Below are 23,076 nucleotides of genomic sequence, written 5' to 3'. Positions count from 1 at the left end.
ACGCACAATGACCCGCCGCGCCCATCGCAGCGCGCACGGCCGTCCGCTGCCGGACGGGCCTGCGCCCTTCACGACATTGGTTGAACTCACGTTCGAGAAGCGCCGCATCGAGCACTGGATACGCTTCGGCCGCAAGAGCTACGAACAGATCATCGACCGCCGCCGGAGTGTCGTCGGCTTCGCGCCGGGCAGCGTCTTCGCCTTCGTCCGATGGGCGAAAGGCGACCATGGCACGGTCGTTTCCCGCATCGACATTGTGCGGGCACTCGGGCGCGGCGAGCCATACCAAACATTGCCCTTCGTCCGCCCCGGCGGCGAAATCCTGTTGCGCCTCGACGGTTGGCCGAAGGTGCAGCGCGGGCTTGCCGCCATCGACGCCGTGGAATCGCTCGGCCTCGATCCGGCCGACGCTGCACCGGAACACTGGCGGCACCTCCACAACCGTTTGACCGCCAATCTGGAGCCGCACGCTTACACGCCCGAGCGACATGCCGCGTGGCTTCACCGCCGAAGGATCGAGCCATGACGCGCCGCCGCACCCTCACGGTGACGGCGCTCGCCATCATCGGCATCGCCGCCGCCAGCGCCGTCGAGTGGCCCGTGAAACTCATCTGGAACGCCACAGCCAGCGCGCCCATCGGCTTCTACACCGTCGAGCCGGCCGACGCGCTCGACGTGCCCGAGCTGGTCGCCGTCATGCCGCCCGAACCGCTCGCCGCCTTCATGGTCGAGCGCGGCTATATCGCGCGCGGCGTCCCGCTGTTGAAGCGCGTCTTGGGCCTTCCGGGACAGCGGGTTTGCCGCTTGCGATCTACGATCACGGTGAACGGGATCGAGATGGGCGAGGCGCTGGAGCGCGACAGCCTCGGCCGCGATCTGCCCGTCTGGCAGGGCTGCCGCGTCATCGGCGACGACCAGCTTTTCCTCATGAATTGGGAAGTCCGCGACAGCCTCGACGGCCGCTATTTCGGACCCATCCCCGCAGCTTCCGTCATCGGCCGAGCGGTCCCGCTCTGGACCGATGAGGAAGGCGTCGGCCGCTACGAGTGGCGCGCGCCGACGCACTGAAACCATCCCCGAAAGCCAATCACAGGAGATTTCCCATGGCAGAAATAGGCACCTTCACCCGCACCGAAACCGGCTATGCCGGGAAGCTACATTCGTTCGGCCTCCGCGATAAGCTGTTCATCGTTCCGGCCAAGCCGAGCGACGTGAAGAACGCGCCCGACTATCGCGTGCGTCTCGATAGCGAGGACGGCCCGGACGCCGGCCCTGCATGGAAGGACGCCAGCGAAAATGCCGGCGACTTCGTGTCGATGAGGCTGGAGGGACCGATCTTCCCGTTCCCGATCCGCGCCAAGCTGTTCCAGTCCAACGACGATCCTTCGGTCTGGACGCTGCGTTGGAAGCACCCCCGGAAAGTCGAGGATGAGGAATGACGGCCGCGCGCGTCCGGCCCGCCATCCGGTCCAAGATCGTCATCCCTTTGTTCGCGGAAAAGCCGTCTCATCCCTCCGTCCCGCTCGGCCACCGGACGGCCGGCGCGCGCAGCAAAGGTCAGGGGCGGCCATCGGCCGGCGCTTGCGCCTTGCCCTTGACCGCCGCGAGCACGCTGGCAGGCTGGTGGCGAAGCGGAGACAGGACTGCATGGCATTATGCCGTCCTGATACTGGCCGGCGCGCTTTCCGTCTGCGCCGGACCGGGCGGCGCGGTCGCGCAATCCGCGCCCGTCGAGCGCCCGGCCGCCGCCCATCCTTATGCGGCTCACATCGCCGAGGCGTCGCAGCGTTTCGGCATACCGCAGCATTGGATCGTCGCGGTGCTACGTGCCGAGAGCGCGGGCGATGTGCGCGCGATTTCGTCGGCCGGCGCGATGGGATTGATGCAGGTGATGCCCGACACATGGGCGGGCCTGCGCGTCCGCTACAGCCTCGGACGCGATCCCTACGACCAGCGCGACAACATCCTCGCAGGCACGGCATACCTGCGCGAAATGTTCGACCGCTATGGCAATGTCGCGGCGATGCTGGCGGCCTACAATGCCGGTCCCGGCCGCTATGACGAATACCTTGCGACCGGCCGCACGCTGCCGGCCGAAACGCGGGCCTATGTTGCCGCGCTCGCGCCGATCCTCGGCGGCGCGGCTGCAACCGAACCGCCGTCATCGGCACCGCCACCGCCGCCAGATTGGCGTGAATCACCGATGTTTGTCACACGCTCGACCGACGCCCGAACTGCGCCCGCGCTGCCGTCCGAGGCGCAATCCGGCGATCTGTTTGCTGCCGTTTCGGAGCCGGATCGCCGATGAAGATCGCCTATGCCGACCCGCCCTATATCGGCTGCGCGCACCTCTATCGGGACCATCCCGATTACGCGGGCGAGGTCGATCATGTGCGCCTGATCGAGCGGCTGGATCGCAACTATGACGGCTGGATATTGCACGCCGCCGCGACGCCGCGCTCTATCGCAACGCTTGCCCCGCTGGTCGAGAGGACGGGCGCGCGATGGATGGCATGGGTGAAGGGATTTGCGGCGTTCAAACGCAATATCCCGGTCGCCTTTGCGTGGGAGCCGGTCATCGTGAAGGCGGCGCGAAAGCCTGTCGTCAGCAAACGGCTGGTGATGCGGGACTGGATTCAGGAGAGCATCACGCTTCGCCGTGGCCTCACTGGCGCAAAGCCCGAAGCGGTCTGCCATTGGGCTTTCGAGATGGTCGCCGCGCGTCCCGACGATACGCTCGACGACCTGTTTCCCGGCACCGGGGCGGTTGCCGAAGCATGGCGCACATGGCGGCTCAAATTCGCTTTGCCGGACGAGCCGGCGGCGCGCTCCGCAGCGCCTCGCGGTGTGCAGGATCGTGCAGCGGATGGAGCAGGACCATGAAGGCAGGAGGGGCAGAAAAGGCAGAAAGGGCGGAGGGCAAGATTAAAGAAGACGGCACCATATCGGGCCGCTTCTGGAAATTGTTGTTGTCTGCACACTGGTTAGGTTGCCGGTTCCGGCACCATGGTTTTGAGGGGCCGCGTGCCGCGATTTCGTGCAAAGCCTTGGCTTTGCACGGTTTCGAGCGGCACCATAGGCCCATATCAGCCTGTTCTCAGCGGTTTTCGCTGGAGTCGCGCCCATGAGCGCCGACGACGAAAACCGCTTCCGTCCGAAGCCCGGCCGCATCCGATCCGACACGCCGAAGGCCGGTAAGACCAAGAGCTTTTTCACGCAGGTCAAGAAGATCACCCGGCAGCATCAGGCAGCCGCCTCCCGCGATCCTTCCATGCCGTCATCCGCCCGCCCGTCATCGCCGGGACGGTCCCGCGCCGTGGTCGCCAGCGGCAAGGGCGTGAAGCGCGGCCGGGGCGCGAGCTTCGTGCGCGCCCGCAACATCTCCGGTCAATGGCATCATCGCCAGCCCGGCAGCCGCCGCGTGATGGTCAAGCCGCTTAGCGTCAGGGCCGCGTGGAAGGGCGGACGCGCCCGCGCGCATCTGCGCTATGTCCAGCGCGACGGCACGTCACGCGATGGCGAGCGCGGGCGGCTCTATTCGGCGACCGAGGACCGCACCGATGGCGACGCCTTCCTTGATCGCGGCAAGGACGACCGACATCAATTCAGATTCATCGTCTCGCCCGAGGACGGCGCGGAGCTGGCGGACCTCACGGCCTACACCCGCGATTTCATGCAACAGGTGGAAGCGGACCTTGGCACGAAACTCGATTGGGTTGCCGTCAATCACTACAACACCGGCCATCCCCATGTGCATATCGTCGTCAACGGCCGCGACGATAGCGGCGGGGATCTAGTCATCAATGGCGACTATCTTTCGGCCGGCCTGCGCGAACGCGCCAGCGAGCTTGCCAGTCTGGAACTCGGCCCCGTCACCGAGATCGAGCAGACCCGCAAGCTGTCGGCCGAAATCGACCAAGACCGTTTCACCCGGATCGACCGCGCCATGGCCGAGGAAGCCGATGCCCGTTTCCTCGACCTGCGCCATGAACCGGCAGAGCCGAGGCGGCAGTTCGAGCGGACGCTGCGTTTGCGCCGTCTCGGCAAGCTGGAGAAGATGGGGCTGGCGACCGAACACGCGCCCGCCGTTTGGGAATTGAGCAAGGACATGGAACCGGCCCTGCGCGAGTTGGGCGAGCGCGGCGACATTATCCGCACCATGCAGAAGGCGCTCGGCCCGCAGGGCGGCGAGCGCGATCCCATGAGTTTCCAAATCCATGACGGAGTGCCCGAGACGCCGATCTTTGGCCGCGTCGTGGACAAGCATCTATCCGACGAGCTGGGCGAGAACCTGACAATCGTGGTGGACGGGATCGAAGGCCGCACGCACCACATTGCCGGCATTGCGCCCGAGCGGCTGGAGGATGCCCGCATCGGCAGCATCATCGAGATCGGCCCGGCCGAGGCGGCAGCCCGGCCGTCCGACCGCACCATCACCGCCATCGCCGAGGACGGCATCTATCGGCCGAGCCGCCATCTGGAGCAGGCGAAGTTCGAGGGCCGCGTTCCCGGCGGCGACTATGAGGGCTATGTCGATGCCCATGTCCGGCGGCTGGAGGCGCTACGCCGGGCCGGGATCGTCGAGCGGATCGACACCGACCAATGGCGCATCCCCGATGATCTGGTCAGCCGTGCCGCCGCCTATGACGCCGGCCGTGACCGGCAGGCCAGCGTTCGCGTCCTTTCCCCGGTCGATCTAGGCAAGCAGATCGGTTCGGATGGCGCGACCTGGCTGGACCGGCGGCTGATCCATGGCGAGACGGCCGACCTTGCGCCGGCCGGCTTCGGCCAGCAGGTGCGCGAGGCGATGGACCAGCGCCGCGAGCATCATATCGAACAGGGCGACGCCACCCGAGCACGGAACGGCCGCATCTTCTATCGGCGTAGCCTTCTCGCCACGCTGCGCGAGCGGGAGGTTGCCCGCGTTGGCGCGGAGATGGCCGAGAGCAAGGGCCTACCGTTCCGAACCGCCACGGACGGAGAGAACGTCAGCGGCAAGTTCACCGGCACCGTGCAGCTATCGAGCGGCAAGTTCGCCGTGGTTGAGAAGTCCCACGAGTTTACGCTAGTCCCGTGGCGGCCCATCATCGACCGCCAGCTCGGCCGCGAGGTCATGGGCGTCGTGCAGGGCGGATCGGTTTCGTGGCAGTTGGGGCGGCAAAGAGGGCTAAGCATCTAGGTGCCGCCCTTATGCCTCAAACCTCGACGAGATAGTTCACGCTCATTTCGGTCTTGCCGGAGGGAACAATCTCTGGCCGGACTTCACCCACCTGTTCAAATCCCGCGTTGAGAAGAACCCGCTCCGATGCAGGGTTTTCTTGAACCGTTCGAGCGCGGAGCTTTCTCAGGCCCAACTTGCGGGCCATTTCCACGGCCAGCGCGAGCGCGCGACCCGATACCTTTCGGCCACGATGCTCCGGCGCGACCCAATAGCCAATCTCCGCGTCATCCGGTTTCACGTCAAAGATCACCAGACTTCCGAGAAACGAATCCGAGGGAGCATCCGAGATTGTCAGGACGGCCAAGGTTCCATCGCGCAATCCGTCTGCAATCGTACCCCGGATCATGTCACGAACGATCTGCGGCGTATATTCGTCCAACGGCAGGTGAGCGAAGTGCTTGACCGAAGCATCGTTCGTCCCGGCGGCATATGCTTCCGCATCTGCATCCGACATGGCTCTGATCGTTACCACGCCATCTGAGATCGGCAAGACGGCGAGGAAATTTCGATCTGCCAAGCCGCCATGGGTATCGTTTTGATTGCTCATTCTTGCTTCCGCTCTTGTCTCGATTGTTTCCATCTTCGGCGCAATGCAGCGCCCGCTATCCGTGCGCGGCGTTCCGATGGACTCGCCACACAGTGCGATAGATCGATGATCGTTGACTCGAACAATGTTCGATTGATAGAGTGATGCACTAGGACACGCTCGACTGTCAAGTTTGCGGGAGTAGGAATGACTAAGAACGGACCATCGCAGACGGAGCGCGGTTCCTCGACGATTTGGCTGAAACCAGCCAAGCGAGTGCGCGACGTTCCCGCGCTGACGCGGGACCGCATCGTCCAAGCCGCTGTCGAGATTCTAGACATGCGGGGCCAAGACGGCCTGACGATCCGCAAACTGGCGGAACATCTGAACGCCGGTGCCGCATCCCTCTACTGGCATGTCGAGACACGCGACGATGTGCTTGAACTGGCACTGGATAGCGTTCTCGGTGAAATCCCTCTGCCAACAGAACCGTTGAAATGGGACAAGGAGTTGATCCGCTTCCTAACAGAATGGCGGCAGACGCTTCTACGGCATCCTTGGTCAACCAGCCTGTTCGGCTTCCGGCCGCTGCTCGGTCCCAATGCCTTGGTCCGATCCGAACATCTTCGCGCAACCCTCGCAAGGGCGGGATTGCCGAAGGCCGACATTATCCATGCGGGATACACATTATCGAACTTCATGCTCGGATCGGTCGCGACGCAAGTAGCATGGCAAGCCGGCGACGAAGCTGCAACCCGTGCGCGCGTCGCCACTTTCCTTCGGGATCACGCGGCCGAATATCCAGCCCTTTCCTCGCAGATCGAGAGCGAACCCGATGATTGGGGTGAGAGCTTTTCGCGTGGGTTAGGCTGGATAATCCGTTCCTTCGCTACCTCATAGGGTGGCGAATATGCGACGGCGGAAACAGTCAACATCACTGACCGACCGCCAATGGGGGATGCCGACCGCGCTTGGATCGCGTATTCCCCTTGCCTCGCTCATCCAGACGATTGCCGTCGCCGAATATCTCAACTTTCGACACGCCGCCAATGCGCTCGGTGTGGCGCAATCCAGCGTCAGCGCCCGCGTGAAGGCGCTGGAGGACGATCTTGGCATCCTCGTGTTCGAGCGCCATGCGCGCGGCGTTCGCCTGACAGAAGCCGGACGCCATTTTGTCGAGCGGATCGCGGCCGGCATCGACCAACTTGACCATGCCGTGAAGACCGCCGGCATGGCGGCAGCCGGCGAAAGCGGTCGGCTTCGCATCGGTATCCATGCCCTGATTCCACACAGCTTCCTCGCAAACTTGATCGACCAATACCGCGAAGACCACCCCGGCATCGAGGTCGAAATCGCCGAGGGCACGGCCCGCGATACCGTCATGCAGCTTCGCGCCGACATGCTCGACATAGTTTTTGTGGCCGGCACGCCCGAACTGCCCGACTGCAATTCCCGCCGCATCTGGACGGAACCGCTGGTCGCCGTTCTGTCGGAGCGGCACCGTCTCGCCGGGCAGGCAAGCGTCACATGGGCCGATCTGGTCGGCGAGACGTTCCTAGTCCGGCATGGCGGCACCGGCCCGCAAGCGCATGACCATATCGTTTTGCGCCTCGCCGGGCGCTGGCCCGCGCCGTCGATTCTGCGTTTCGACGTGGGGCGCGGCACCCTATTGTCCATGGTCGGACAGGGGTTCGGCATCACCATCGTCGGGGCAGCCACGGCGCTGCTGCCAACGTCCGGCGTCGTCTTCCTGCCGTTCGCCGACGAGCCGGAACCGATTACGTTCTCGGCCATCTGGTCGCCGTCCAACCGCAGCGCCACGCTGAAAAATCTGCTCTGCCTTGCCAGCCACATGGGGCAGATCGCCCGCACCGACTGAATCTAGCCGCTGGCGGCCGGTCATCGACCGCCAGTTCGGCCGCGAGGTCATGGGCGTCGTGCAGGGCGGATCGGTGTTGTGGCGGTTGGGGCGGCAAAGGGGGTTGGGACTTTAGAGCACCTGAAACGGCGTTGCGACACCGGCGCTATTCGGATAGGAGATAGATATTCGTATTGCCAAATGTGGGGCTATCAGCATGGGAAACGCCAAGTCGGCCGACAAGTAAGCCGCAACAACAAGCACTGTTGTTGCGGCGTTCTGTAAGATCAATCCCCAATCTGATTGTTGACGAGCAGACGCCGCCCGGAATCCTTGATCGAGCGGTTGATTCGTCATGACTATCACACGCCCCGCGTGGGCTTATACGTTGCCGGCAGCCCTGCTGCTGATGGCTCCCTTCGACATCCTCGCGTCACTGGCGATGGATATTTATCTCCCCGTCGTCCCAGCGATGCCCGGCATCCTGAACACGACGCCATCCATGATCCAGCTCACGTTGAGCCTCTACATGGTTATGCTCGGCGTGGGGCAGGTGATCTTTGGCCCAATATCGGATCGCATCGGGCGACGGCCGATCTTGCTTGCGGGTGGGGCGCTTTTCATCGTCGCTTCTCTCGGAGCGGCATGGTCGTCAACGGCCGCAGCCTTCGTCGCTTTTCGCCTGCTACAAGCGGTCGGCGCGTCGGCGGCGTTGGTAGCGACGTTCGCGACGGTTCGCGACGTTTATGCCAGCCGCCCGGAGGGTGTCGTCATCTACGGTCTTTTCAGTTCGATGCTGGCCTTCGTGCCCGCCCTTGGCCCCATCGCCGGAGCACTGATCGGCGAGTTTTTCGGATGGCGGGCGATATTCGTCACGCTGGCTGCACTTGCGTTGCCTGCACTCTTGAACGCCGGTTTCAGATGGCACGAAACCCGCCCCTCGGATGAAGTAAACACACGCCGTTCCGTTTTGCCTATCTTCGTGAGTCCAAACTTTTGGGTTTATACGGTCGGCTTTAGCGCTGGCATGGGCACCTTCTTCGTCTTCTTCTCGACAGCCCCCCGAGTGCTCATAGGCCAAGCCGATTATTCCGAAATCGGGTTCAGTTTGGCTTTCGCCACTGTCGCACTCGCCATGATTGTGACAACCCGTTTCGCGAAGTCCTTTGTAGCCAGATGGGGCATTGCGGGATGCGCGGCGCGTGGGATGGCGTTGCTCGTTTGCGGGGCGATTCTGTTGGGAATCGGTGAACTTTTCGGTTCACCATCGTTCCTCAGCTTCATCCTGCCAATGTGGGTAATGGCAGTCGGTATTGTCTTCACGGTGTCCGTCACCGCCAATGGTGCTCTCGCACAGTTCGACGACATCGCAGGATCGGCAGTCGCCTTCTACTTCTGCGTCCAAAGCCTGATCGTCAGCATCGTCGGGACACTAGCGGTAACGCTGTTGAACGGAGATACGGCTTGGCCCGTGATCTGTTACGCCACGACGATGGCGATGCTAGTTTCGACGGGTCTTGCGCTACTTCGATTCCGTGAGGTTCACGCCGAGAGGTCGCTGGTCGTCTGACCGGCGACTGGCAGGACGGTCGGCACCCATGTGGCGCACCCGTCATCGCAGCTTCATGAATGGCGGTATCCTGTCCGGCAGGATACCGCTCATTTCCCTTGTTCAATTCATGGCCGTTGCCGAGCATCTGAATTTTCGGCACGCGGCCAACGCGCTCGGCGTCAGTCAGTCGAGCGTTAGCGCGCGCGTGAAGGCGCTGGAGAAAATCTTGGTGTCCTGCTGTTCGAGCGCCATGCGCGAGGTGTCCGGCTAACGGATGCAGGCAGACATTTCATGGAGCTGGTCGCGGTGGGCGTCGATCAGCTCGATCACGCCGTCAAGACCGCCGGCATGACAGCGCAAGGCGAATGCGGCCGGCTACGCATCGGTGTCTATGGCCTGATTCCGGGCAGCTTCCTTGCAGAGCTGGTCGGCCAGTATCGGAAGGACTATCCCAATCTCGACATCGAAATCACGGAGGGCACCGCTGGCGGCCGGTCATCGACCGCCAGCTCGGCCGCGAGGTCATGGGCGTCGTGCAGGGCGGATCGGAATCGTGGCAACTCGCGCGGCAGAGGGGGATAAGCCCCTAATCTGTTGTAGATGAACGTAGCCGCTCGAAACCGGTGATGAGGCTGTCAAGTCCGAAGTTGAACGCAGCATCTATGCCTTCTTTTTCCAACTCGTGAAACAGATCGTGCAGGAAGGACGATGCTGCCTGCCCGGACACATCTGATCTGTCCGACATTCTCTCATCGGCATCAGATGCCTGCTGTTCGAGAACGGAACCGACCACATAGTGACTGACCGCCCGGAGCGCCCAAACAGCGTGCTTCGGACCAAAGCCCGCCGCGCAGAGAAAGCGTATTTGTGTCTCGGCGGTGCCAAAATTCGGTTCTGTCGGTCGAGTGCCGGCATGGATACGCGCGCCGTCGCGATAAGAGAGCAACGCCATTCTGAAACTCAGGGCGTTTTCTTTCAGGTACACCCGCCAGTCCTCGTTTTCCTTGGGTAGGGACCGGGTGTGGCGTTCCGTCAGCATCGCCTCGGCCAGTGCGTCAAGCAGCGCGCGCTTGTTCTGGAAATGCCAGTAAAGCGCAGGCTGCTGAACCTTGAGGCGTTCAGCGAGCTTTCGCGTCGTCAGGTTGTCCATGCCAACCTCGTTCAACAGCTCCAGCGCCGCTGCGATCACGGTGCCTTTGTCCAGTTTGGTCATTCACGTTCCTTCGCCAACGCTTGACAATTTATCACCGATAAGTTTTATGTCTATGTCCTTATCATTGATAAAGTCGCTCGCATTGAGCGTCGCTGGAGTTTCAGGTGCACAGCTCTGCCATCATCGCCCTGCTGATCGTCAGTCTCGACGCCATGGGACTCGGCCTCATCATGCCGGTCCTTCCGACGCTTCTGCGCGAGCTTGTGCCGGCGGAGCAGGTCGCTGGTCACTATGGTGCTTTGCTGTCACTCTATGCGTTGATGCAGGTCATCTTCGCGCCCGTGCTTGGACAGTTTTCAGATGCTTACGGTCGGCGTCCGGTGCTTCTGGCTTCTCTTGCGGGGGCCGCAGTCGATTACACGATTATGGCATCAGCGCCGGTCTTATGGGTTCTCTATATCGGCCGAATCGTTTCCGGCGTCACGGGAGCAACCGGAGCCGTAGCTGCCTCAACCATTGCCGATTCGACGGGGGAAGGTTCTCGCGCACGCTGGTTCGGCTACATGGGGGCCTGTTATGGAGCAGGCATGATTGCCGGGCCAGCACTTGGTGGCATGCTCGGTGGTATTTCTGCCCATGCTCCGTTTATCGCTGCTGCCCTTCTCAACGGCTTCGCGTTCCTGCTTGCCTACATTTTTCTCAAGGAGACTCATCACAGCCATGGCGGGACCGGAAAGCCGGTTCGCATCAAACCATTCGTTCTGTTCCGGCTGGATGATACATTGCGCGGGCTAGCTGCGCTTTTCGCAGTTTTCTTCATTATTCAACTGATCGGCCAAGTGCCTGCGGCCCTATGGGTCATCTATGGCGAGGACCGTTTTCAGTGGGACACCACGACTGTTGGTTTGTCGCTTGCGGCATTTGGAGCAACACACGCGATCTTCCAAGCGTTTGTTACCGGTCCGCTTTCAAGCCGGCTTGGAGAGCGGCGCACGCTACTCTTTGGCATGGCTGCGGATGCGACTGGCTTCATTCTTCTGGCTTTTGCCACGCAGGGATGGATGGTGTTCCCGATTTTGTTGCTGCTTGCCGCCGGAGGTGTTGGCATGCCGGCCTTGCAGGCAATGCTTTCAAATAATGTCAGCGGTAACAAGCAAGGAGCTTTACAGGGAACGCTTACAAGCCTCACCAATTTAAGTTCTATCGCGGGACCGCTTGGCTTCACGGCACTCTATTCTGCCACCGCCGGAGCATGGAACGGTTGGGTTTGGATTGTCGGCGCGATCCTCTATTTAATATGTCTGCCAATACTACGCAGACCTTTCGCAACTTCATTGTGATTGAGTCATGGCGAATTGGTATGCGTAGACTTACGGGGAATGACGGATTAAATCCGTTGAGCCATCATCTCCTCTCGGGGCGAGTGCCGATGATGACCTTAGTTCACACTCTCGCCGTCGCCGAATATCTGAACTTCCGCCACGCCGCCAATGCGCTCGGCGTGGCGCAATCCAGCGTCAGCGCGCGCGTGAAGGCACTGGAGGAAGACCTCGGCATCCTCCTGTTCGAGCGCCATGCACGAGGTGTCCGACTAACCGAGGCCGGTCGCCACTTCGTCGAGCGGATCGCGGCCGGTGTCGATCTATTGGACCATGCGATTAAGACCGCCGGCATGGCGGCAGCCGGAGAAAGCGGCCGGCTTCGCATCGGAATCCATGCCCTAATCCCCCGCAGCTTCCTAGCAAAGCTGATCGGCCGATACCGCAAGGATCACCCCGGCGTTGAAGTCGAAATCACCGAAGGCCCAGCCCGTGAAGCGGTGGTGCAGCTTCGCGCCGGCAGGTTGGACGTGGCGTTCGTCGCGGGCACGCCCCAACTACCCGACTGCCATTCCCGTCGCACATGGACCGAACCGCTCTTGGCGGTGCTACCGGAACGACATCCGCTCGCCAAGCGGTCAGCCGTCACATGGCCCGATCTGGCAGGCGAGACGTTCCTTGTCCGGCGTGGCGGCACTGGGCCGCAGGTCCATAGCCATATCGTGCTACGCCATGCCGAGCACTGGCCTGCGCCGTCGATCCTGCGCTTCGACGTGGGGCGTGGCACCCTTTTATCCTTGGTCGGACAGGGCTTCGGCATCACCATCGTCAGTGCGGCCACGGCGCTGTTGCCGTCAACCGGCATTGTCTTCTTGCCCTTCGCCGACGAGCCGGAGCCGGTCGCCTTCTCGGCTGTCTGGTCGCCGTCCAACCGCAGCGCGGCGCTTCGCAACCTGCTCAGTCTCGCCAACGACATGGACCGGCAGGTCTGCACGAATTCGATACTGCCACGGATAGCGAGGGCGTGAGCTGCCGGTCCATCGGCATCGTACAATTATCCAGCAGCAAGTTCGCTGTGGTCGAAAAGAGCCATAAACGCACCCTTGTCCCGTCGCGGCCGGTCATCAACCGCCAGTTCGGCAGCGAGGTCATGGCATCGTGCAGGGTGGATCGGTATCGTGGCAGTTGCGCGAGCAGATAGGACTGGCGCTATAGGATCAACGCTATATTCGGCCTTCCTCTCAACATCATAGCGAACCGAAGTAGTCGCATAAGCCGCCACCGTCAGGAACTGTTACTGCCATCGCCGGAAAGCGACACTTGCATTAACGCCGCCAAAGCCGAACCCGTTGGAAATGGCATGTTCCATGAGAATAGGACGTGAAGACTGATAAACGAGGTCGATACCTGCGACCGCAGGATCGGGGTTTGCTAAATTTCTCGTTGGGGGAGCGATTTGATCCCGTAGGGCGAGTATCGTGAAAATCGCCTCAATGCCGCCTGCGGCACCAAGTAAGTGTCCGGTCGCCGATTTCGTGGCGCTTACCGCCACATCATGATTGCCAAAAACGGATTTTATCGCCGCTATTTCTCCACGATCCCCTACGGGGGTGGAGGTCGAATGAGCGTTCAAATGCTGAATATCGACTGGCTTCAACCCGGCACTCTGGAGCGCGATTTTCATCGCACGGGCCGCGCCTCGACCGTCCTCTGGACCGGCAGTCATATGGTGTGCATCAGCGGTAGTACCGTATCCTACCAATTCGGCTATGGGCTTGGCACCCCGAGCGAGGGCATGTCCCAATTCCTCTATGACGATCAAACCCGCCCCTTCGGACATTACGAAACCATCGCGCCCGGTGTCGAATGGCCTCGACGCCAGTTCAGGGGTAGTATTGTAGCCGGTGGATAGTGCTCGCGCGGCGGCAAATGCCCCGAGACTAACCTTGTCAATACACGCTTCGGCTCCGCCGCACAGAGCGATATCGGCCTCGTTGGAGCGTATCAGCCGCGCGGCGTCTCCGATGGCCTGAACGCTGGCAGCGCAGGCGGTTACAGGCGTGCCAATTGGGCCTGTAAATCCATACCTGATGGTAACCTGTCCTGCCGCGAGGTTGGCGAGGAACGATGGCACGGTAAAGGGTGAGAGCCTCCGCGCTCCCCGTGTATCCGTTATGCGAACGGCCGAAGCGATAGCAGGAAACCCGCCTATACCAGAGGCGATAATTGTCGCCGTGCGCTCACGTTCGTAGTCGCTCCTGGGATGCCATCCCGCCGTTTCAAGAGCCTCCTTCGCGGCCGCAAGTGCAAACACAATGAAGCGATCCATTTTTCGTTGATCCTTTGTGTCAACGATCAAGTCGGGATCAAAACCGGCTTCGGAATCTTCAATCAGGCTAGGAACGAGTCCGCCGATTTTCACCGGTAGATCGTTGGAAATTTCATCGGGCAAACTCCTGATTCCCGATTTCCCGTCGAGAAGTCTTTTCCAGCTTGTTTCGATGCCAGAACCAAGAGGGCCAACTAAACCCATGCCGGTTACAACAATTCGGCGCATTGGATTATTCCGTTTCTTTTTCTGAGCTTATTTGCTTCACGCGATTTATGACGCGCATCGTTTCCTCTGTTGCGGCGGGGCCTGCCAGAAGAACGGTGTTTTCAGGAGTGATTGCTTCTCCTGTATTCGCGTCGATGATAACGGCGGTCCTCTCCCGTCCGGTTTTCTTGTCTCCAAGGCGCATGGCTATTTCATTGGGCGCAAGGTTCCGGTTCCCCCATGCGAACAGGGCGATTGCTACCGGATAAAAATCTCGCCCCTTGTCGGTAAGGACGTATTCAAATCGAGGCGGATGATCATTGTATCGTCGCCTTTCAAACAGTCCTTCCGCCGTGAGATGCTTCAATCGCCTCGCCAAAATGTTCGCGGAAATTCCGAGGTTTTTCTCGAATTCATCGAATTTGCTCAACCCTTGGAAGGCGTCTCGCAGGATCAAGATGCTCCACCAGTCACCGACGCTTTCCAGCGCTCGGGCTGCGGGACATTCGGATGACAGAAAGCTTGTTCGTTGCATGGCACATCCATAATGATGTAACTTCTATTATGCAAGTTACATCTATGACAGCGGCGACATGACGCGAGGGCCATCCGATGCGTCCGTTGCGGCGATTCGCCCGGCCAGTTGGGCAGCGGCGATCATCCCGCCGGATGGCGGTGAAGGCACCCCGTCCTATTTGCCGCCGATAGTATCCGGCAGCCCTCCCGCACCCCCTTTCCTGTTGCCCATCCCGATTCTGACTACTCTTTGATCGGCTCCGTCTCTTTTGCCGACTGGAGCCTGCATTGCGCGGAGGACGAATCCGTTGGGGCCAAATCGCTGTCGTCTTCGCCATCGTTCTGGTGATGGTGTGGGCAGCGACGCAATGGACTGCGTTTCGCCTCGGCTTCCAGCCGCAGCTTGGAACGCCATGGTTCGAGTTGGCCGGCCTGCCGGTCTATTATCCGCCGGCCTTCTTCTGGTGGTGGTTTTCGTTCGATGCCTATGCGCCCGCGATCTTCGTTGAGGGCGGCATCATCGCGGTATCGGGCGGCTTCCTCGCCATCGCCGCCGCCATCCTCATGTCGATCATCCGGGCGCGGGAAGCACGCAACGTCGCCACATACGGATCGGCGCGATGGGCCGAGGATAGGGAAATCCGCGCGGCGGGGTTGCTCGGCCCCGATGGCGTGGTCCTCGGCCGTCATACCCAAGACTATCTGCGCCATGACGGTCCCGAGCATGTCCTATGCTTCGCCCCGACCCGGAGCGGCAAAGGCGTCGGATTGGTGGTGCCGACGCTGCTGACATGGCCCGCATCCGCCATCGTCCATGACATAAAAGGGGAAAACTGGACGCTGACAGCCGGCTTCCGGGCGAAGCACGGCCGCGTCCTGCTGTTCGATCCGACCAACGCCAGATCGTCCGCCTACAATCCGTTGCTGGAGGTGAGACGGGGCGAGTGGGAGGTTCGGGACGTTCAGAATATTGCGGATATTCTGGTCGATCCTGAAGGCAGCCTCGACAAGCGCAACCATTGGGAAAAGACTTCCCATTCGCTTCTAGTCGGCGCGATCCTGCATGTTCTCTATGCGGAGAAGGACAAGACGCTGGCGGGCGTCGCCAACTTCCTGTCCGATCCGCGCCGCCCGGTCGAGGCGACCTTGCGCGCCATGATGGACACGCCGCATCTCGGCGAGGCTGGCGTTCATCCCGTCATCGCGTCGTCGGCCCGCGAACTGCTGAACAAGAGCGAGAACGAGCGCAGCGGCGTCCTTTCCACAGCCATGTCATTTCTCGGCCTCTACCGCGATCCGGTGGTGGCGCGGGTGACGGCGCGCTGCGACTGGCGGATTGCCGATCTGGTCGGCAGCCGCCAGCCGGTCACGCTCTATCTGGTCGTGCCGCCGTCCGACATAAACCGCACCAAGCCCCTCATCCGCCTGATCCTCAACCAGATCGGCAGGCGGTTGACGGAGGAATTGACCACCTCCGGCAAGCGCCATCGGCTGCTGTTGATGCTGGACGAGTTTCCGGCGCTCGGCCGGCTCGATTTCTTTGAATCGGCGCTCGCCTTCATGGCGGGCTACGGCATCAAAGGCTTCCTGATCGCGCAGAGCCTCAACCAGATCGAGCGCGCCTATGGGCCGAACAACGCGATCCTCGACAACTGCCATGTGCGCGTCAGCTTCGCCACCAACGACGAACGCACCGCCAAGCGGGTGAGTGACGCGCTCGGCACCGCGACCGAGCTGCGCGATTCCACCAACTATGCCGGGCACAGATTGGCCCCGTGGCTCGGGCATTTGATGGTGTCGCGGCAGGAGACGGCCCGGCCGCTGCTCACGCCCGGCGAAATCATGCAGCTTCCGCCCACGGACGAAATCGTGATGGTGGCGGGCACGCCGCCGATCCGCGCGACCAAGGCCCGCTATTTCGAGGATGCGCGGTTTCAGGAACGCATCCTGACCCCGCCCGATCTGGTCGCCGCTCCGCTGGCGCCCAGCACATCCGCCGATGATTGGTCGGGACGCGTGGTCGCGGCGGAAAGCCATTCCGCGACCGACTCGGCAGACGGGACCGAGGGCGATCCGGCCAATGCCGGCATCCGCCGCGAGCCGGAATTGCCCGAGCATGAGGAAATAATCGCCCCGCCGCCGTCGCCCGAACAGGAGTTCGAGTTTCTGGACGACGAGCCGGACGTTGACGCCGCCAAGGCCCGCGCCATGCGCCAGCGTATGAGGATGGTGGCGCGGCAGGTGGCGATGAACCCCGATGATGGAATCGACCTTTGAGGACACGCCCATGACCACACGCACCCGCCTGAATATCTATTTCGACCCCGCGCTCATTCCCCAGATCGAGGCGATGGCGCTGCGCCGCTCGGTGGCGCTGCGCCGCAATGTCTCGAAATCCGCCATCGTGGAGGCGGCGGTCATGTCCTACCTGTCCGGCGATGCCGACGACCAGCTTGAAGCCGCCATGTCCCGCCGCTTGGACAAGCTCGGCCGCCAGATCGACACGCTCGACCTAGATCTCGCCGTCCTCGGCGAGACGGTCGCGCAGTTCATCCATTTCTGGATGACCATCACACCGCCGCTTACGGGAGCCGCACAATCCGCAGCCCGTGTTAAAGGCGCGGAACGGTTCGAGGGCTTCATGCAAACCCTTGGCAGGCGGCTAGCGACAGGCGACAGGTTCCTCAAGGAGATTTCGCGCGACATTGAGCCGTTTCCTGACACAGAGGAACACGGGGAATAAGGTGCGCAGGGCGTTAAGTCGCCCTGCGCGAATTGATCGGGGTGGAGATAACCATCGCTGCTGCTACGCTAACTCCCGTCGCCCATATAGTTTCGAAGATATGGGTTACGATCATTGCTAGTTTCGACATTTGACGCTTTGCTGTGCGGGACTTTGACTTCGATTTCTTGGTCTTTTTCATCATGGCAATCCTCCTAAGTTGACTATTTCCGAAGTGGAAAAGGCTTAAAAGGGCGACCAGAACTAGCGCAGCCGCAGCATTCGAACCTGCCCCGACCACCGAAGATCGAGTTGCTAGAAATATAGTGACTCCTCTGTCCGGGCGCAAGATCGTCGAAGGAAGCCCATCCTATTTACCGCCGATAGCCGCCGATCCCCGCACAGAGCTAGATACTTGTTGAACCGGCCGGATTTCGGCCTCTCTTAATCGACCCCGATCCGGGGATCGCCTGTTGCGCCCCGCCAGAAGCCGGGGCCGACATGACCACCAACCACCACAGACAGGAAGCGATCCAGCGCGGCGCGCGCATGTTGCGCACCGCGCTCGGCCCCGCCATTGCCCGGCTGCTCGAAGACCCGGCCGTGGTCGAGGTGATGTTGAACCCGGACGGCCGCCTTTGGGTGGACCGGCTGTCCGAAGGGCTTTCCGACACGGGCGAACAGCTGTCTGCCGCCGATGGCGAACGTATCGTGCGGCTGGTCGCCCATCATGTCGGCGCGGAGGTTCATGCCCGCAGCCCGCGCGTCTCGGCCGAACTGCCGGAGAGTGGCGAGAGGTTCGAGGGGCTTCTGCCGCCCGTGGTCGCCGCGCCGGCCTTCGCCATCCGCAAACCCGCCGTCGCGGTGTTCACGCTCGACGACTACGTGGCCGCCGGCATCATGTCCGCCGATCAGGCGGAAACGCTGCGCGAAGCCGTCGCAGCCCGCGCCAATATCTTGGTGGCGGGCGGCACCAGCACCGGCAAAACGACGCTGACCAACGCGCTGCTCGCCGAGGTCGCCAAGGGCGCGGATCGCGTCGTCATCATCGAAGACACCCGCGAGCTGCAATGCGCCGCGCCCAATTTGGTCGCCATGCGGACGAAAGACGGCGTGGCGACGCTTTCCGATCTGGTCCGTTCCTCGCTGCGCCTGCGCCCCGACCGCATCCCCATCGGCGAGGTGCGCGGCCCCGAAGCCCTCGACCTTCTGAAAGCGTGGGGCACGGGGCACCCCGGCGGCTTCGGCACCATCCATGCCGGCACCGGCATCGGCGCGCTCCGTCGCCTTGAACAGCTCATTCAAGAGGCTGTTGTCACCGTCCCCCGCGCTCTCATCGCGGAAACCATCGACCTTGTTGCCGTCCTTTCCGGGCGCGGTTCCGCGCGCCGGCTGGCCGAACTCGCCCGCGTCGAGGGGCTGGGGCGGGACGGCGACTACCGCATCACCCCCGCAATCCAAACCAGCACAGGAGAATCTCCATGATCCGCACGCTCACGCGCGGCTATCGCTTCGCCGCGACCGCCGCATCCACCCTTGCCATCAGCCTCATGCTTGCCCCGGCCGCCCATGCGTCCGGTTCGTCGATGCCATGGGAGCAGCCCTTGCAGCAAATCCTTCAGTCCATCGAGGGGCCGGTCGCCAAGATCGTCGCTGTCATCATCATTATCGCCACTGGCTTGACGCTGGCCTTCGGCGATACCAGCGGCGGCTTCCGCAAGCTGATCCAGATCGTGTTCGGCCTGTCCATCGCGTTCGCCGCATCGAGCTTCTTCCTGTCGTTCTTCTCATTCGGCGGCGGGGCGCTCGTTTGATGGCGGGCGGCCTTGAACAGCTCGACGCGGTGCCGGGCTTCACCGTGCCGGTCCATCGGGCGCTAACCGAACACATCCTGCTCGGCGGCGCACCGAGAAGCATCGCGATTCTGAACGGGACGCTTGCCGGGGCCGTGGGCCTCGGCTTGCGCCTCTGGCTGGTCGGCATCGCCATTTGGGCCATCGGCCATTTCGCAGCCGTATGGGCGGCGAAGCGCGATCCCCAATTCGTCGAGGTCGGGCGTAGGCATCTGCGCATCCCCGGCCATCTGGCGGCGTGAGGGCGCGGCCATGATGAACCTTGCCGAATATCGCCGCACCGCCGCCCGGCTCGCCGACTATCTGCCATGGGCCGCATTGCTCGGCTCCGGCGTCGTCTTGAACAAGGACGGTAGTTTTCAGAGGACGGCGAAGTTTCGCGGTCCCGATCTGGATTCCGCCGTCGCGGCCGAGCTGGTCGCCGTCGCCGGCCGCATCAACAATGCCGTGCGCCGCCTCGGCTCCGGCTGGAGCATCTTTGTCGAAGCGCAGCGCAGCGAGGCCGCGACCTATCCCCACAGCACTTTTCCCGATCCCGCGTCGGCGCTGGTCGATGCCGAGCGCAAGGCCGGTTTCGAGGAAGCGGGCACGCATTTCGTTTCTGGCTATTTCCTGACCTTCCTCTGGCTGCCCCCGGCCGAGGAAGCCGCCCGCGCCGAAACATGGCTCTACGAGGGCCGCGAGAAAACCGGCGTGGACCCGTGGGAGCTGCTGCGCGCCTTCATCGACCGCACCGACCGCGTGCTGGCTTTGCTCGACGGCTTCATGCCCGAGTGCCGTTGGATGGATGACGGCGCGACCCTGACCTATCTCCATTCCACCATCTCGACCAACCGGCATCGCGTGCGCGTGCCGGAGGTGCCGATGCACCTCGACGCGCTGCTCGCCGACCAGCCCTTAACCGGCGGGCTGGAGCCGCGCCTTGGCGACGCGCATCTGCGCGTCCTGACCATCGTGGGATTCCCGACCGCGACGACGCCGGGACTGCTCGACGAAATGAACCGGCTGCCGTTCCCCTACAGGTGGAACACCCGCGCCATCCTGCTCGACAAGACCGACGCCACGCGGCTGCTGACCCGCATCCGCCGCCAATGGTTCGCCAAGCGCAAGTCCATCGCCGCGATTCTGAAAGAGGTGATGACCAACGAGGCGTCCGCCCTCGTGGACACCGACGCGGCGAACAAGGCGCTCGACGCGGACATGGCCTTGCAGGAGCTTGGGGCGGACGTGGCGGGCATGGCCTATGTCACGGCCACCGTCACCGTTTGGGATGCCGACCCGCGCATAGCCGACGAGAAGCTGCGCCTGGTCGAGAAGATCGTTCAGGGCCGCGACTTCACCGCCATGCCCGAGAGCGTCAACGCGGTTGACGCATGGCTCGGCAGCCTGCCCGGACATGCCTACGCCAATGTCCGGCAGCCGCCCATCAGCACTTTGAATCTCGCCCACATGATCCCGCTGTCGGCGGTGTGGGCGGGGCCGGAACGGGACGAGCATTTCGGTGCGCCCCCTTTGCTCTTTGGAAAGACCGAAGGCTCAACGCCGTTCCGGCTAAGTCTCCATGTCGGCGACGTAGGCCACACCCTTGTCGTCGGTCCCACGGGCGCGGGCAAAAGCGTGCTGCTCGCCCTCATGGCCTTGCAGTTCCGGCGCTACGCTGGATCGCAGGTCTTCGCCTTCGACTTCGGCGGCAGCATCCGCGCCGCCTCGCTCGCCATGGGCGGCGACTGGCACGACCTTGGCGGCGGATTGACCGATGGGGCCGAGGCGTCCGTCTCGCTCCAGCCGCTCGCCCGCATCCACGACACCTATGAACGGGCATGGGCGGCGGACTGGATCGCCGCCATCCTCATGCGGGAAGGCATCGCCATCACGCCCGAGGTCAAAGAGTATCTTTGGACGGCGCTGACTTCGCTCGCCTCCGCGCCGGTCGAGGAACGCACCATCACCGGCCTTGCGGTGCTGCTGCAATCCAACGATCTGAAACAGGCGCTCCGGCCGTTCTGCGTCGGCGGGGCCTATGGCCGGCTGCTGGACGCCGAAGCCGAACACCTTGGCTCGGCGGACGTGCAGGCGTTCGAGATCGAGGGACTTGTCGGGACCGGCGCGGCCCCGGCCGCGCTCGCCTATCTGTTCCATCGTATCGGCGACCGGCTCGACGGGCGACCAACGCTGCTCATCATAGATGAAGGCTGGCTTGCGCTCGACGATGAAGGTTTCGCCGGCCAGCTCCGCGAATGGCTGAAAACGCTGCGCAAGAAAAACGCCAGCGTCATCTTCGCCACGCAAAGCCTGTCCGACATTGACGGCAGCAACATCGCGCCCGCGATTATCGAGAGCTGCCCGACGCGGCTCTTGCTGCCGAACGAGCGGGCCATCGAACCGCAGATCACGGCCATTTATCGCCGCTTCGGCCTCAATGACCGCCAGATCGAAATCCTCGCAAGGGCCACGCCCAAACGGGATTACTACTGCCAAAGCCGCAGGGGCAATCGCCTGTTCGAGCTTGGCCTGTCCGAAGTCGGCCTCGCGCTCTGCGCCGCATCCGCCAAATCCGACCAGACGCTCATTGCGCAGATCGTCGCCGAACACGGCCGCGACGGCTTCCTTGCTGCTTGGCTGCGCGAGCGCGGCGTCGATTGGGCGGCCGAGTTGATCCCCAACCTCACCAATCTTGCCGACCGACCGGAATCCGCCGCGCCGGCTCGGCTCGATACCCACCCCACACAGGAGATTCTTCCATGACCTATCCCAAGATCGTCGGGGCGTCGGCCTTCGCGCTGGCGCTCGCCGTGCCCGTCGCGCTTTCGCCCATGCTGGCAAGCCCGGCCCATGCGCAATTCGGCTTCGGCCGCATCGTCTATGACCCGAGCAACTATGCGCAGAACGTGCTCACGGCAGCGCGCACGCTGGAGCAGATCAACAACCAGATCACCAGCCTCCAGAACGAGGCGCAAATGCTCATCAATCAGGCCCGCAATCTGGCGAGCCTGCCGTATTCGTCGCTCCAGCAGCTCCAGCAGAACGTCCAGCGCACGCAGCAGCTTCTCGGCCAAGCGCAGAACATCGCGTTCGAGGTCGGGCAGATCGACCAAGCGTTCCAGCAGCAATATGGCAATGTCTCGCTATCGGCGACTGACGCCCAGCTTGTCGCCGATGCGCGCGGGCGCTGGGAGAACACGGTCGGCGGCTTGCAGGACGCCATGCGCATTCAGGCGGGTGCGGTCGGCAACATCGACAGCAACCGCGCCGAGATGGCCGCGCTTGTCGGCCAGAGTCAGGGTGCGACCGGCGCGCTGCAAGCCACGCAGGCCGGCAACCAGCTCCTTGCCCTCCAGTCGCAGCAGCTTTCCGACCTGATCGCCGTCATCTCGGCGAACGGCCGGGCCGACGCTCTGACCGAAGCGGAACGCGCCGCCGCTGCCGAACAGGGCCGCGAGCAGCGCCGCCGCTTCCTGACGCCGGGCAGCGGCTATCAGCCGGGCAACGCGCAGATGTTCAACAACGGCAACAACTGACCGGGAGGCTCGCCATGGACGGCAAGATGCTGGCCCGGCTCGGGGCCGTGGTGTTCGTCGCCATCGCCGTCACGGCGACCGCAATCGACATGGCGCGGAAGGACGAGCCTTCCGCGCCAAGGCCCGCATCGGCGCTCCAGCCCCCGGCCGATCCGCTGCGCGAAACCCTGCGCCGTTGCCAGCGGCTCGGCGAGGCGGCGGCGAATGACACCGACTGCCTCGCCGCTTGGGCTGAATCCCGTGACCGCTTCCTCGGCCGCGCGCCAGCGCCCGCCGCGCCGCAATCCAGCGAAGGGCGCTGA

General features: G+C 62.9%; 23 protein-coding genes and 6 pseudogenes. 25 read left to right on the top strand and 4 right to left on the bottom strand.

Annotated elements, in window-relative coordinates; all coding sequences use genetic code 11:
- The first annotated feature begins 7 nt into the window (after positions 1-7).
- The 7 genes and pseudogenes from RSP45_RS02855 (at position 8) to RSP45_RS02825 (ending at position 5,179) form a co-directional block, all read left to right on the top strand.
- Positions 8-526 carry a DUF2840 domain-containing protein gene (locus tag RSP45_RS02855; protein ID WP_171379748.1) on the top strand — a complete coding sequence of 173 codons (519 nt, stop codon included), beginning with the start codon at positions 8-10 and terminating at the stop codon, positions 524-526.
- A complete protein-coding gene (locus RSP45_RS02850; protein WP_171379749.1) occupies positions 523-1,068 on the top strand; it encodes a S26 family signal peptidase in 546 nt (181 codons plus the stop codon). Before RSP45_RS02855 ends, RSP45_RS02850 begins: the two co-directional genes overlap by 4 nt.
- 35 nt (positions 1,069-1,103) lie before the next feature.
- Positions 1,104-1,439, top strand: coding sequence for a DUF736 domain-containing protein (locus RSP45_RS02845; protein WP_171379750.1), 336 nt, complete (start codon positions 1,104-1,106; stop codon positions 1,437-1,439).
- On the top strand, positions 1,436-2,308 hold the full coding sequence (locus RSP45_RS02840; RefSeq protein ID WP_171379751.1) for a lytic transglycosylase domain-containing protein: 873 nt from the start codon (positions 1,436-1,438) through the stop codon (positions 2,306-2,308). Before RSP45_RS02845 ends, RSP45_RS02840 begins: the two co-directional genes overlap by 4 nt.
- Positions 2,305-2,883, top strand: a complete 579-nt coding sequence (locus tag RSP45_RS02835; RefSeq protein ID WP_171379752.1) for a hypothetical protein — start codon at positions 2,305-2,307, stop codon at positions 2,881-2,883. The genes RSP45_RS02840 and RSP45_RS02835 overlap by 4 nt, the downstream gene beginning before the upstream one ends.
- A 241-nt stretch (positions 2,884-3,124) precedes the next feature.
- A pseudogene (locus RSP45_RS02830) lies at positions 3,125-3,727 on the top strand (hypothetical protein); the annotation flags it as partial.
- Positions 3,728-3,946: 219 nt separating this feature from the next.
- Positions 3,947-5,179: a DUF3363 domain-containing protein gene (locus RSP45_RS02825; RefSeq protein WP_262922595.1), complete on the top strand. Its 1,233-nt coding sequence runs from the start codon at positions 3,947-3,949 to the stop codon at positions 5,177-5,179.
- A gap of 16 nt (positions 5,180-5,195) precedes the next feature.
- Here RSP45_RS02825 and RSP45_RS02820 read toward each other — a convergent pair whose 3' ends face one another.
- A complete protein-coding gene (locus RSP45_RS02820) occupies positions 5,196-5,801 on the bottom strand; it encodes a GNAT family N-acetyltransferase (protein ID WP_081398625.1) in 606 nt (201 codons plus the stop codon).
- 153 nt (positions 5,802-5,954) lie between these two features.
- Here RSP45_RS02820 and RSP45_RS02815 point away from each other — a divergent pair, with 153 nt between their 5' ends.
- From RSP45_RS02815 to RSP45_RS02785, 7 genes and pseudogenes are all read left to right on the top strand, one after another.
- On the top strand, positions 5,955-6,647 hold the full coding sequence (locus RSP45_RS02815) for a TetR/AcrR family transcriptional regulator (protein ID WP_077098099.1): 693 nt from the start codon (positions 5,955-5,957) through the stop codon (positions 6,645-6,647).
- 58 nt (positions 6,648-6,705) lie between these two features.
- A complete protein-coding gene (locus RSP45_RS02810) occupies positions 6,706-7,626 on the top strand; it encodes a LysR family transcriptional regulator (RefSeq protein ID WP_034065991.1) in 921 nt (306 codons plus the stop codon).
- A gap of 10 nt (positions 7,627-7,636) precedes the next feature.
- A pseudogene (locus tag RSP45_RS02805) lies at positions 7,637-7,741 on the top strand (DUF3363 domain-containing protein); the annotation flags it as partial.
- Between the two features lie 219 nt (positions 7,742-7,960).
- Positions 7,961-9,175, top strand: a complete 1,215-nt coding sequence (floR, locus tag RSP45_RS02800; protein ID WP_171379754.1) for a chloramphenicol/florfenicol efflux MFS transporter FloR — start codon at positions 7,961-7,963, stop codon at positions 9,173-9,175.
- Between the two features lie 28 nt (positions 9,176-9,203).
- Positions 9,204-9,502, top strand: a pseudogene (locus tag RSP45_RS02795) (LysR family transcriptional regulator); the annotation flags it as partial.
- Between the two features lie 3 nt (positions 9,503-9,505).
- Positions 9,506-9,580, top strand: a pseudogene (locus RSP45_RS02790) (hypothetical protein); the annotation flags it as partial.
- A 62-nt stretch (positions 9,581-9,642) separates the two neighbouring features.
- Positions 9,643-9,747: pseudogene (locus RSP45_RS02785) on the top strand (DUF3363 domain-containing protein); the annotation flags it as partial.
- On the opposite strand, the gene tetR reads toward RSP45_RS02785, so the two are convergent.
- Positions 9,744-10,370, bottom strand: a complete 627-nt coding sequence (gene tetR, locus RSP45_RS02780) for a tetracycline resistance transcriptional repressor TetR (protein WP_077098105.1) — start codon at positions 10,368-10,370, stop codon at positions 9,744-9,746. The pseudogene RSP45_RS02785 and the gene tetR overlap by 4 nt on opposite strands.
- Before the next feature lie 104 nt (positions 10,371-10,474).
- On the opposite strand from tetR, the gene tet(G) reads away from it, so the two are divergent.
- The 3 genes and pseudogenes from tet(G) to RSP45_RS02765 all read left to right on the top strand — a co-directional run.
- Positions 10,475-11,650, top strand: a complete 1,176-nt coding sequence (gene tet(G), locus RSP45_RS02775; RefSeq protein ID WP_077098107.1) for a tetracycline efflux MFS transporter Tet(G) — start codon at positions 10,475-10,477, stop codon at positions 11,648-11,650.
- A gap of 56 nt (positions 11,651-11,706) precedes the next feature.
- Positions 11,707-12,657 carry a LysR family transcriptional regulator gene (locus tag RSP45_RS02770; RefSeq protein ID WP_415393134.1) on the top strand — a complete coding sequence of 317 codons (951 nt, stop codon included), beginning with the start codon at positions 11,707-11,709 and terminating at the stop codon, positions 12,655-12,657.
- Positions 12,627-12,844: pseudogene (locus RSP45_RS02765) on the top strand (DUF3363 domain-containing protein); the annotation flags it as partial. The gene RSP45_RS02770 and the pseudogene RSP45_RS02765, both read left to right, overlap by 31 nt.
- 79 nt (positions 12,845-12,923) lie before the next feature.
- Here the strand turns inward: RSP45_RS02765 and fabF are convergent.
- Positions 12,924-14,186, bottom strand: a complete 1,263-nt coding sequence (gene fabF / locus RSP45_RS02760; RefSeq protein WP_171379757.1) for a beta-ketoacyl-ACP synthase II — start codon at positions 14,184-14,186, stop codon at positions 12,924-12,926.
- A 4-nt stretch (positions 14,187-14,190) separates the two neighbouring features.
- Positions 14,191-14,700: a winged helix-turn-helix transcriptional regulator gene (locus RSP45_RS02755; protein ID WP_171379758.1), complete on the bottom strand. Its 510-nt coding sequence runs from the start codon at positions 14,698-14,700 to the stop codon at positions 14,191-14,193.
- A gap of 329 nt (positions 14,701-15,029) precedes the next feature.
- Here RSP45_RS02755 and RSP45_RS02750 point away from each other — a divergent pair, with 329 nt between their 5' ends.
- From RSP45_RS02750 to trbK-alt, 8 genes are all read left to right on the top strand, one after another.
- Positions 15,030-16,958, top strand: coding sequence for a conjugal transfer protein TraG (locus tag RSP45_RS02750; RefSeq protein ID WP_415393983.1), 1,929 nt, complete (start codon positions 15,030-15,032; stop codon positions 16,956-16,958).
- Positions 16,959-16,968: 10 nt separating this feature from the next.
- Positions 16,969-17,424 (top strand): CopG family transcriptional regulator, encoded by a 456-nt coding sequence (locus RSP45_RS02745; RefSeq protein WP_171379760.1) that lies wholly within the window; start codon positions 16,969-16,971, stop codon positions 17,422-17,424.
- A 480-nt stretch (positions 17,425-17,904) separates the two neighbouring features.
- Positions 17,905-18,888: a P-type conjugative transfer ATPase TrbB gene (trbB, locus tag RSP45_RS02740; RefSeq protein WP_253122444.1), complete on the top strand. Its 984-nt coding sequence runs from the start codon at positions 17,905-17,907 to the stop codon at positions 18,886-18,888.
- Complete coding sequence (locus tag RSP45_RS02735; protein ID WP_171379763.1) at positions 18,885-19,217, top strand: TrbC/VirB2 family protein; 333 nt, start codon at positions 18,885-18,887, stop codon at positions 19,215-19,217. The genes trbB and RSP45_RS02735 overlap by 4 nt, the downstream gene beginning before the upstream one ends.
- The gene (locus RSP45_RS02730; protein WP_171379764.1) at positions 19,217-19,498 is read left to right on the top strand and encodes a VirB3 family type IV secretion system protein; all 282 of its coding nucleotides are present in this window, start codon (positions 19,217-19,219) and stop codon (positions 19,496-19,498) included. Before RSP45_RS02735 ends, RSP45_RS02730 begins: the two co-directional genes overlap by 1 nt.
- A 10-nt stretch (positions 19,499-19,508) precedes the next feature.
- Complete coding sequence (gene trbE, locus RSP45_RS02725) at positions 19,509-22,001, top strand: conjugal transfer protein TrbE (protein ID WP_415393133.1); 2,493 nt, start codon at positions 19,509-19,511, stop codon at positions 21,999-22,001.
- Entirely contained in the window at positions 21,998-22,774 is a 777-nt protein-coding gene (gene trbJ, locus RSP45_RS02720) for a P-type conjugative transfer protein TrbJ (protein WP_171379766.1), read from the top strand. Before trbE ends, trbJ begins: the two co-directional genes overlap by 4 nt.
- A gap of 14 nt (positions 22,775-22,788) precedes the next feature.
- Positions 22,789-23,076 (top strand): putative entry exclusion protein TrbK-alt, encoded by a 288-nt coding sequence (gene trbK-alt, locus RSP45_RS02715; RefSeq protein WP_171379767.1) that lies wholly within the window; start codon positions 22,789-22,791, stop codon positions 23,074-23,076.

Source organism: Paracoccus sp. SJTW-4, from assembly GCF_047716885.1.
Classification (GTDB): domain Bacteria; phylum Pseudomonadota; class Alphaproteobacteria; order Rhodobacterales; family Rhodobacteraceae; genus Paracoccus; species Paracoccus solventivorans.
Note: the sequence above shows the minus strand (reverse complement) of the source record. Positions and strands in the feature narration are given on the sequence as shown.